Below are 8,827 nucleotides of genomic sequence, written 5' to 3' on the forward strand. Positions count from 1 at the left end.
AATGACTGGCACATAACGCAATAGCAGCAAAAAATATGCTCGCCCTGAAAGGCTGTGGCTAAAACTTTCTCAGATTGTGTTATGAAACTTAGCAATAGTCTCGCTATTACTTGCGTTTCATGCCTGATCTGCTCAGTTTTAGCCTACAGCGCAAGCCATTTATGAAATGTCAAAAGCCCCTAGTGAATATCGGCTATTCAACCTTGCTGACAAAGCTTGGCATTTCCCATGCACTGCCTGCAAAACCTTTGCATTGTCCTGCATCGAATTGATAGCTTTTGACAAACTGCTGACCATTCCACGCCCACTCAATTTGACTGAAACAATCGCCAATTCCACGCCCTTTTTGATAGGCAAAAATCTGTCCATTGCTAAATTCTGAAGCAGAATCAGTTACAAATTGCTGTATCTTTTGCAGTTTTTTATCCATAACCCAATAAGCCACACCCCAATTATAAGCCCCTCGCCAACAGCTTGCCTCAACCAACACGCTATCTTGATTTAAGAGATAAGTATGAATCTGCTGTTCTGCTTGTTCAGGTTCAAACAGCATATAACAATCTTCACGATCTACGGTTTTTTGTAAAATTGGATATAACTTTTCTGCACTGGCCGCGGTAAGCACCTGTGCTTTGGCGGTTCGGTGTTGAGGCTGCATGAGAATGTTAATTTTAGGCATCGCTTGCGCTTTTAAGACCTGCGTGGATGCTTGATTGCCTTTTGCCAATATTGCGGAGTCTGTACCCACACGTTTTTGAAATTCATCCATTTTTAGCAACACTGCACTCATGCCTGCATCAGACAATTTCCAGCGTTGTTGACCATGTTTTAACTCGATCACGACATGCTGACGCGCCTGCGCCAACAGCTTTTGCACACTGGCAGCAGATAAATTGGCGATACTTTCATGAAAGTTTAATTGTTGCAAAGTGCGTCCATTTAAAAATAAAGTCGCTTGAGCAATATCTTCTTGAATTTGCAATTGCCCTTGTACAGCACTCTTTGCACCTGCTTGACGGGTCAATAACATACTGATCGGTTGTTCAAAATCATCATCGCTTTGGTAGCCTGCGGCACGGCAGGTTCCTGTATTATCACAGGCCAACTCCCAATCTTGATGCTGAAAATACAGTCCTTGCAAAGCAGTCGACTGGCTTGAAGCAATCGTTTTTTCAGCAGTGATCGGTGCTGCAAAAATACCAACACTACCGAATAAACCACTGATCGCCAGCAATATTTTTAGATTGCATCTGAAATTCATAATCTTCGCAACTCCTGAAATGGTCATCTATAATTCAACGGCTCAATCAAAGCTAAATTTAGCACCTTGCCTACTCAGCTCAATAAAAAAGCACGCCAGAGTATGCTTTTCTAATGCAATTGAACATCAAGATTTAATGTAAAAAATTACGATTCCTGTGTTAAATCCTTGACCGTGGTGCTTGCGCCATTGGTTTTCACTGACTCAATTCCTTTGTCACGTGATTGTTCAGAAGTATAGAGCTGACTCGTACCAATAATCTGATGGTTGGCAGCTTTTAAATTAAAATACGGCTTATCATTCTTAGATGTCAGTCGATCATAACGCCCATCATCCTGACTGTTCTTTTGTACCGAAGCGATGCCATTTTTTGCCGATGCTTTCGCCTTATACTGTTCACTGGTTAAGATAATTTCGCCATTCCCAGCTTTAAGTACAAAGCGGTACTGACCATTGCTTGCTTGTGAAATCTCAAACCATCCTGACATACTTGCCCCCAGTTTTCTTATGAGTGGTGAAGTGTGTTGTTGAATGATGCTAGGCTTTAAACTGCCTAAAAATTATTCTTTTCACTTAAAATATAAAGGACTTAGGCACAAGAAAACAGTATTAATTTTGTACACTCTTAAAGTTATTGTTGCTCAATTTGAATACTAAAATACTTTTATAAACTCCATAAAAAAGCGCAGGCAACTCAAGTCGCCTGCGCTGTTGAAATCTGCTTAAACTTAAGCTTTTTTCACATATTCAGATTTTAATTTCATAGCCCCCATGCCATCAATCTTACAATCAATGTCATGACCATCTGCTGCATCTGGAATTAAGCGAATATTTTTCACTTTCGTTCCCACTTTTACAGCAGCCGAAGAACCTTTAATTTTCAGGTCTTTAATTACAGTTACCGTGTCGCCATCTGCCAACACGTTGCCGTTTGCATCTTTAATCACAGCAGCAGTTTCTTCTAGCTGTTCCCCTTCTTTCCACTCATGTGAGCATTCAGGACAAATCAGTAGGTCGCCATCTTGGTAAGTGTATTCTGATTGGCATTTTGGGCAATTTGGCAAAGACATAAAAAACCTCAAAAACTATATTATAGCATTTTTTACTGAATTTTCATAAACTTAAAATCCTTATAAAGCACAAGGATAATCAAATAAAACTCTTTAATTGGACTGTGCTAAGCGTTGCAGCATCACGCGTTTTAATACCACTACATGATTGTGCTGCTCATCTTTAGCTGCTGTGACCAGAGTGATTTTTTGCTGCTGTGCCAGTTCACACAACGCCTGTAAAGCCTCTTCTTGCTCTTCTAATTCAGCTATATAACGCTGCTGAAACTCATCCCAATGTTGTTCAGGGTTTTGATGATACCATTTACGCAGCCCAGTCGAAGGCGTAATTTCTTTGGGCCATAAGTCAATACGAGCGCGTTCTTTACTCACACCACGCGGCCATAAGCGATCAACCAGCACCCGTGTTCCATCTGCCTGAGTCGCTTCAAGATAAGCGCGTTTCATTGCAATATCCATATTTGCACCTCTGCATCTTTTATGATGACGTCATCAGCGCCAAAGTTTTAGGCAGCAGATTATGTATCACAAATAAAAAAGCATGTGATCAACACATGCTTTTCAGATACCCGATTTAATCTTCGTAATCGTCTTCGTCTTCATCATCGTAGACGTAAGCCATACAGCCCCAGCCATCGTATTCACCGCCATGTTCTTCAGCAATTTTGCTGAACCATTGCTCTAAATCGACAATGTCTGAATACTCTGGTTCCATGTAAACATAAATGGTAATGATCCATTCAACTGCGTCAGATTCTTCATCTTGGAATAATGAAATTTTTTGTTCTTCGGCCAACAAATACAAAGCACATTTTTCAGCTTGTTCTTGTGTGGTAAAAGCGATGGAGTACTCAATCTCATGTGGCTCTGTCAGGTCATCCCCATCTTCATGCATTTGCCAAAGTACATTGCCATTATCATCATCAGGGAATTGCTCATAGTCACGTGTCATGCGAATATCCTTGTTATCTTTTTAGCCAATATATATCTGGCAAGTGACAAAATAGTGAATTCAACATAGCACAAATTTGCCCGAAGGACTCAATTTTCATCTCGTTTTACACTGACTTTAGTCTGAATTACCCAGAAGCTTGCTTTTACATGACACTACAATTGCTTTAAGCATTTGCAGCCAGTTTAATTTGTGGCATCTGACAAGATGCTTTCCTGTTTAAATGCCAACAGTAAAGCAGCAAACTTTAATTCTTCTTGTCGAAGTGTTAAGTAAGAGTCTAGAATTTTTGCGTGTCCAAATGCAGCCGCATAATGATTCAGCAAAGTAAAATCATCCTGCAAAGCTTGAAGCGATTCAGCCAGATTATGTTCAGTCAGCTGCGCCAAATATAAATCTGCTTTACTATTAAATGCTTGAGCCAGCAAAGTCACTGCCGCTAGACGGCGTTGCTCATCGACAAAAGCACAATGCGCAACTTCTTGATTTTTGACCGCATCTTGAATCTTGTGTCGTACTTGCTGCAGGTGTTGTGCTGCATCACTATAGCCATAACCTTCAATCAGATCATCCAATAGCTGCTGTGCAGGCAACTGAAAAGCAGGCGTATGATGTTCAATTTTATGATACAGCGCGGTCATAATCTGTTCGAGTTGCTGACGTTCTTCAACCAAGTTATAAAAAGCACCCAATTGATCTTGTGCTGTTTTAAGCGTTTTGGCTTTGGTTTTTTGCTCATGCTCGGCTAAAAAATCTCGGACTTTTTCAACTTGTTGCTTGCACTGCTCCCGCGTATTTTCCGCTTCGGATTTAATCATTTCTACAAACATTTCTACTTGTTGACGACGTTCTAATACATATTGCTCAACGTCTAAAATATGTTGATAGTGCTGCAAGGTTTCTAAACGATCTTTTAAACTGCCTATTTCGATGCGTAGCACAGTCAGCTGATGCTCTAATTCATTACTTTCCAACTCATCAGACGCCAAATTGGAGCGAGTGCGGTCTAAATTGCTTTGTAAAGATTGAATGCTGGCAGACAACTCACGGCGGCGCTGAGATTGCCAAAAAATAATCACCACCAAAACAATAATGATTGCACCCAATATATACAGCATATAACTTCTCCCACCCGCATTGGTCTGCCATATTTTGAAAAACCATCTTCAGTTTTTAAAGACGCTTTCTAACCCGCTTTGACAGCCCACCACACTCAAAAACACAAAGTTTTAAAACAGCGAGTTATTCACATCCTTTATTTATGCCAAGGCAAATGAATAACGACAGCTCTAAGGATACGTTAGCGAGTTAGCGGCACGAAGACTATCCCAATTTTTGAGTATTTTCACAAAAAAATTGAAAAATATGCGCCTGTTAGAAAAATTGAATCCAAAAATCTCTAAAAAGGAAGCTGTGCCCGAATTGCAACAGGAATTTGGCTTAACGGTTGCGTAAAAGCCAAATAACTAGCATGCAGCGCCATCCGACCTAAAGTGCTTTTTTTCGGTTCAGGATGATATAACTTATCGCCTGTAATGGGATGTCCAATATATTGCATGTGTACTCGTAACTGATGTGAGCGCCCTGTAATCGGGGTGAGCAATACACGGGTAATATCTTCAACCGCACAATATTCCAAAGCCTGATACAGCGTTTGCGCAGGCTTGCCTAAATCGAAATGCACAATTTGGCGTGGACGGTTTTCCCAATCGGTAATTAAAGGCACATCGACACTGCCCTCACCTTCAAGTTTGCCTTGAATTAAAGCAATGTAGTTTTTTTCTACTGTTCGCGCCTGAAACATTTTACTCAATGCGACTTCTGCATCACGATGCTTGGCGAACATGAGAATGCCTGAGGTCGCCATATCTAAACGATGGGCAATTTTTGCCTGAGGATAATCTGCGAGTACTCTTAAATATGCGCTGTCCTGATGTTCGGGCAAACGCCCAGGCACCGACAATAAACCTGCGGGCTTATCAATCACCAATAAATCGTCATCTTCATAGACAATTACTAAGGGATCTTGTGGAGGTGCATAAATAAAGTTGTCGTTTAAAGCCATGAACATACAGCATACAAAGCGGTGCGGGCAAAATATCAAGCACAGCCCGAACTGTCAATTCAGTCGGGCGATGTACTTTTTAGTGTAAAGATTTAGATTTTAAATTGGCTGAGTCTGCCAAGCTTAATCTGTCAAACTTAGTCTGCGAAACTTAGTCTGCTAAATAGTATTCTACCGTAGACACCACACGTACTTTTTTCAAATATGGCGTGTTGCTGTCACGATCTTCAATACTAAATACACCCTGATTGGCTGATTTAATTTTACCTAGACGACTGTCAGAATCTGCGGCAAATTTTTCTGCAACACTGCGGGCATTTTGTGTGGCTTGCTCAATCATGGCAGGTTTAATGTCATTTAGTTGTGTATATAAATATTCGGTACGTTGCCCGTAGTCTTCACCACCAAAGGCAATTCCATTTTTGCCTAAATCGACCAAACGGCTTTGTGCGCTGCGCACTTTATCAATATTTTTGGTATAGACCGTAATGGTTTGATGTGCGGTATAACGCAAAGCAACATTGCCATCGCCACCATATTGCTGGGCGTATTTATCGGTAATTACAGGAGCAGCAATGGTGATTTCTTCAGGACTAAAACCTTCATTTTTTAAAAAGTTTTGAATCTGGGATGTTTGGCTTTGCATGGTGTCGTACAGCGCGGCCAAGTCTTGACTGGCGGTACTAAAACGAATTGGCCACACCGCGACATTGGCTTTTACTTCACGTTCAGACAAACCTTTGACTGAAACCACACGCTCATATTGTTTAATTTTGAGTGCGCTATTGCCCAATATCCAACCTGCGAGCACCATTCCCAAACAAATTAGACCGCCTAAAATCAATGCAGGTTTAAATTGATTCATGTTTGCCAACTCCTCAAATTGCGGGCTTTTCGCCTCTATTTCAATGACCGTGTGTTTTTAATGTACTGTCTAAAGCGGTTGTTTCTATGCTTTTCGATGCTTGTTTATAGAGTTTTAAATTAAGGTCGCATCATATACAGCGCAATGAGTGGCGCAATATTCAATAGCAATACCCCAATTTTATAGACTGCCATGCCGCCATAATGAATGGCATCAAAACTTGCATCTGACAATTTGAACCATCTGCCATGTAACTGTCGCAGCCAGTCATGCGCGAAAATCACCACCACAAACCACAGCATTAAAATGGCATAGTTAATCAGTGCGCAGGTCAGTAATAAACGACACCAAAAATCGTAATCAACACTCATATCACACCTAATTAGATGTAGATGATTATTGCAAATTAACAGATTTGAATGAAAAATTTGATGGGAGTTTTGTAGCAGAAAGATGGTTTAAAATTCATTTAAGCTTTTATTTTGTCTGGATTTTATTGTCTTGATCTTGTTTTGTTTTTTATATTTTTAACAATATTCTTTAGGGTGTTAGGGAAAACAACTGTGGTTTACTTCAACTATCATGCTGGATAAGCCATGATCTTATAGCCTATAAACTTCTGGTTTATAGCGTCCTAAGCCGAATCGAGACCTTTTGGGTAAGTACTACACGCACGTTGTACGCAACTGGTAGCAATCTACTCTTTTCGATCCCCATCACACCCTTGAGATATATAGTAGTGATTTGAGGATGGGATTGTTTCCCCGAAATGATTTTATTTTGATTAATTTTTAAAATTTTTATCACTTTTTAAGTCATATTTTAAAAAATTTTCCAAATAGACATTTTTTATGCACTTAAATCATCAAATAAAGCTCAAATATTAAATTTATTACCACATTTATTTTTAAAATATTTTCAAACTGACCACAAACCTATGTGAAGGATTCAACAACTTTCTTTTTTCCTCGAATCCAGCGAATTGCCCAAATTAAGGTCAGGAGCACCACAAAAACCACCAATACAGGCACAATGAAGGACAACACTGAAAGTACGGCAGCCCCAATCCACTCTCCTGTAGAAATCACAGGATTTGCAACACCGCCTGTGGTTGCGGTTGATACACCACGTGCCGCAACTGTACTCATTTGCACCACACCTGCTGTTCCACCACCGACAATAATGGCCGAAGCCCAACTGGCAAATTGCGACATTTCGCCACTGCTTACAGCCATTGTGGTGAGTGTACCTGCAATCATGGCGGCAGGCGTTGCAACGGTATCGAGTAAGTTATCAACCCACGGTACATAATACGCAGCAATTTCACTGATTGTTGCCACGGTCAAAGCCAGACAAACAGCAGGCATCGCCAACCATTCAAAACCTTTTAAGGGTTCAAACCAACCCATGAGCGCGGCAACACTCATAACCAATAAAGGTACGAAAACCCGAAAACCACTGGCAGCACTTAGCCCAATGCCGACACATAAACCGAGTATTGTTTCCATGTTGTACCTCATTGCCTTGGGTTTTCTATGGCTAAAATAGCAAAAAGCCCCATCGGGTGATAGGGCTTTAGATTAAAACAGGATCTGCTGTTTTATGTCGTGTAGCTTAGGCAACCTTGTTGTTATATTGGGTGCCATGGCATTTGGTACACGGTGGTAGACGGTCTGTACCAATTTCTAAGTAAACGCGATGCCCGCATTGGACACAAAAATAGAAGCCTGTTCCTGGTTTATCACCTGCAGTTACCATCTTTGTTCTCCGTGTGGTTTAGAAATGGTCAATCCAGTATATCTATTCTGTGATGATTGTCTATTGTCCATTTTGACAGGTGATGAGGGCAGTTGGGCGAAGTTAAATTTTATAATTATCTGATTTTTAAAAAATCCCTATAAGCTAGATGTATTGACCAATTAATCTCATCATTCTGGTTTTCTATTGATCTAAATAGATCTGGATCATCCACAAAGTGAGTAAATTTTATACGATCGTTATGAATTCTAGAAAATATGCCAATTTTATAAAGAAAATCAGCTAACTCTTCAGGATGAGTATAAACAACACCATCAATTTTAGGAATTTCTGATTTTTCTCTTCCCTTAATATACTTTCTTTCAATTACCTGTATAACATACGAATAGTTAAATTCCTTATCCATAGCTCTAAAAGCATCTATTAATTGGCTTAACTCTTCAAATTGATGAGAATGTTCCTTAATTAAATCATCTTTTCTTTTTCTTCCGAAAGCTTCCAAAGCATATTGAAAATGATCTAATTTAACTTTTTTATTTAGCTTACTTTCATTATAAGCTTTTTCACCCGATAGCTGACATAATTGAAGCATCCATCTTGGTCTCTTATTTGAAAAGCCATTAATTGCATCAAAGATATGAGCATTACTTTTTTCATTCCAATATATAGGACTATCAAAGACCAACTCAATTAATTGATTATAATCACGCTCAACTTTTAATTTAGCTTGGCTTTGTTGCACAAACCTATCTGTAAAGGCTTTTTCAGCGATATAATTTTCAAATGAAGAAGCCTACACACAAAATCTACCGCACAACCAATTGGCCCGCATATAACCGAGCACTCATGAGTCGCG

At 39.8% G+C, this 8,827-nt stretch carries 12 protein-coding genes; all 12 read right to left on the reverse strand.

The features are described 5' to 3' along the window. Positions 1-193: 193 nt before the first annotated feature. The 12 genes from FTT91_RS10920 to FTT91_RS10975 all read right to left on the reverse strand — a co-directional run bounded on the left by FTT91_RS10920 (position 194) and on the right by FTT91_RS10975 (position 8,713). Entirely contained in the window at positions 194-1,261 is a 1,068-nt protein-coding gene (locus FTT91_RS10920) for a DUF1176 domain-containing protein (protein ID WP_180169405.1), read from the reverse strand. A 146-nt stretch (positions 1,262-1,407) separates the two neighbouring features. Further along, positions 1,408-1,749 carry a YegP family protein gene (locus FTT91_RS10925; protein WP_004972386.1) on the reverse strand — a complete coding sequence of 114 codons (342 nt, stop codon included), beginning with the start codon at positions 1,747-1,749 and terminating at the stop codon, positions 1,408-1,410. Between the two features lie 240 nt (positions 1,750-1,989). Continuing rightward, positions 1,990-2,331, reverse strand: coding sequence for a zinc ribbon domain-containing protein YjdM (locus FTT91_RS10930; protein ID WP_004972388.1), 342 nt, complete (start codon positions 2,329-2,331; stop codon positions 1,990-1,992). Between the two features lie 93 nt (positions 2,332-2,424). Next, the gene (locus tag FTT91_RS10935) at positions 2,425-2,790 is read right to left on the reverse strand and encodes a DUF488 domain-containing protein (protein WP_180169406.1); all 366 of its coding nucleotides are present in this window, start codon (positions 2,788-2,790) and stop codon (positions 2,425-2,427) included. A gap of 115 nt (positions 2,791-2,905) precedes the next feature. After that, positions 2,906-3,283, reverse strand: coding sequence for a ribonuclease E inhibitor RraB (locus FTT91_RS10940; RefSeq protein ID WP_004972392.1), 378 nt, complete (start codon positions 3,281-3,283; stop codon positions 2,906-2,908). Positions 3,284-3,468: 185 nt separating this feature from the next. Next, the gene (locus FTT91_RS10945; RefSeq protein ID WP_180169407.1) at positions 3,469-4,401 is read right to left on the reverse strand and encodes a DUF5660 family protein; all 933 of its coding nucleotides are present in this window, start codon (positions 4,399-4,401) and stop codon (positions 3,469-3,471) included. Between the two features lie 281 nt (positions 4,402-4,682). After that, positions 4,683-5,348: an RluA family pseudouridine synthase gene (locus tag FTT91_RS10950; protein ID WP_104853295.1), complete on the reverse strand. Its 666-nt coding sequence runs from the start codon at positions 5,346-5,348 to the stop codon at positions 4,683-4,685. A 151-nt stretch (positions 5,349-5,499) separates the two neighbouring features. Further along, positions 5,500-6,213, reverse strand: a complete 714-nt coding sequence (locus tag FTT91_RS10955; protein WP_004972399.1) for an SIMPL domain-containing protein — start codon at positions 6,211-6,213, stop codon at positions 5,500-5,502. A gap of 119 nt (positions 6,214-6,332) precedes the next feature. Beyond that, on the reverse strand, positions 6,333-6,584 hold the full coding sequence (locus tag FTT91_RS10960; protein ID WP_004972400.1) for a DUF6868 family protein: 252 nt from the start codon (positions 6,582-6,584) through the stop codon (positions 6,333-6,335). 564 nt (positions 6,585-7,148) lie between these two features. Beyond that, positions 7,149-7,721, reverse strand: a complete 573-nt coding sequence (locus FTT91_RS10965) for a DUF4126 domain-containing protein (RefSeq protein WP_180169408.1) — start codon at positions 7,719-7,721, stop codon at positions 7,149-7,151. A gap of 106 nt (positions 7,722-7,827) precedes the next feature. Then, positions 7,828-7,971 carry a zinc ribbon-containing protein gene (locus FTT91_RS10970; protein WP_004972403.1) on the reverse strand — a complete coding sequence of 48 codons (144 nt, stop codon included), beginning with the start codon at positions 7,969-7,971 and terminating at the stop codon, positions 7,828-7,830. A 115-nt stretch (positions 7,972-8,086) separates the two neighbouring features. After that, a complete protein-coding gene (locus FTT91_RS10975) occupies positions 8,087-8,713 on the reverse strand; it encodes a P-loop ATPase, Sll1717 family (RefSeq protein ID WP_180169409.1) in 627 nt (208 codons plus the stop codon). Positions 8,714-8,827 lie beyond the last annotated feature (114 nt).

Source organism: Acinetobacter sp. YH12021 (assembly GCF_013420145.1).
GTDB lineage: Bacteria > Pseudomonadota > Gammaproteobacteria > Pseudomonadales > Moraxellaceae > Acinetobacter > Acinetobacter towneri.

Coding starts and splice junctions, on each gene's coding strand:
- FTT91_RS10920 (WP_180169405.1), bottom strand. CDS start 1,261: ATGAATTTCAGATGCAATCTAAAAATATTGCTGGCGATCAGTGGTTTA.
- FTT91_RS10925 (WP_004972386.1), bottom strand. CDS start 1,749: ATGTCAGGATGGTTTGAGATTTCACAAGCAAGCAATGGTCAGTACCGC.
- FTT91_RS10930 (WP_004972388.1), bottom strand. CDS start 2,331: ATGTCTTTGCCAAATTGCCCAAAATGCCAATCAGAATACACTTACCAA.
- FTT91_RS10935 (WP_180169406.1), bottom strand. CDS start 2,790: ATGGATATTGCAATGAAACGCGCTTATCTTGAAGCGACTCAGGCAGAT.
- FTT91_RS10940 (WP_004972392.1), bottom strand. CDS start 3,283: ATGACACGTGACTATGAGCAATTCCCTGATGATGATAATGGCAATGTA.
- FTT91_RS10945 (WP_180169407.1), bottom strand. CDS start 4,401: ATGCTGTATATATTGGGTGCAATCATTATTGTTTTGGTGGTGATTATT.
- FTT91_RS10950 (WP_104853295.1), bottom strand. CDS start 5,348: ATGGCTTTAAACGACAACTTTATTTATGCACCTCCACAAGATCCCTTA.
- FTT91_RS10955 (WP_004972399.1), bottom strand. CDS start 6,213: ATGAATCAATTTAAACCTGCATTGATTTTAGGCGGTCTAATTTGTTTG.
- FTT91_RS10960 (WP_004972400.1), bottom strand. CDS start 6,584: ATGAGTGTTGATTACGATTTTTGGTGTCGTTTATTACTGACCTGCGCA.
- FTT91_RS10965 (WP_180169408.1), bottom strand. CDS start 7,721: ATGGAAACAATACTCGGTTTATGTGTCGGCATTGGGCTAAGTGCTGCC.
- FTT91_RS10970 (WP_004972403.1), bottom strand. CDS start 7,971: ATGGTAACTGCAGGTGATAAACCAGGAACAGGCTTCTATTTTTGTGTC.